The sequence below is a fragment of the Anabaena sp. CCY 9402-a genome (assembly GCF_963920945.1).
Lineage (GTDB): Bacteria > Cyanobacteriota > Cyanobacteriia > Cyanobacteriales > Nostocaceae > Trichormus > Trichormus minutissimus.
On sequence record NZ_CAWUDL010000203.1, the window covers coordinates 1 to 916 of the forward strand.

The 916-nt window shown below is 49.3% G+C and carries 1 protein-coding gene; it reads left to right on the forward strand.

What is annotated here, in order from left to right:
* Window positions 1–916: cadherin-like domain-containing protein (locus ACM0OR_RS28300; protein ID WP_414579727.1), on the forward strand; the 916-nt coding region annotated here is incomplete at both ends.

Below are 916 nucleotides of genomic sequence, written 5' to 3' on the forward strand. Positions count from 1 at the left end.
CCCACCTTTGCCGATATTGATGGGGATGGGGACTTGGATGCTTTTGTGGGGAATAGAGATGGCAATACCTTGTTCTTCCGCAACACGCCAAGTGCGACTGAACCCGTGTTTACCCAAGAAGCCAACAACTTCGGACTGACGAATGTGGGGTATAATGCTGCCCCCACCTTTGCCGATATTGATGGGGATGGGGACTTGGATGCTTTTGTGGGGAATTTTTATGGCAATATCCTGTTCTTCGAGAATGTCCCTACTACTCCAGTTAACAATGCTCCCACAGGTTCACCCACAGCCACTTTAGGCAACACTGCTGAAGATACAGCCATTATCATTAATGCTGCTGACTTGTTAGCAGGTTTCAGTGATGTGGATGCTGGTGATACCCTGTCTGTTGCTAACTTGACTGCTGATAACGGCACTTTAGTTGACAACGGTGATGGAACTTATACCTTTACCCCAACTGCTGACTTTAATGGTGTAGTTAATCTTTCCTACGGTGTCACTGATGGAACAGATACCTTAAGCGGACAAACTCAGACTTTCTCTGTGACTCCCGTTAACACTCCCACAGGTGATCCGAATTTTATCACCCCAATTACCAACCCCTTCGGACTGACGGATGTGGGGCTTTATGCTGCCCCCACCTTTGCCGATATTGATAATGATGGGGACTTGGATGCTTTTGTGGGGAATCGTGATGGCAATACCCTGTTCTACCGCAACACGGGAACTGCGGCTGCTCCCACCTTTACCCCAGAAGCCACCAACTCCTTCGGACTGACGGATGTGGGGCTTTCTGCTGCCCCCACCTTTGCCGATATTGATAATGATGGGGACTTAGATGCTTTTGTGGGGAATCGTGATGGCAATACCCTGTTCTACCGCAACACGGGAACTGCGGCTGCTCCCACCTTTA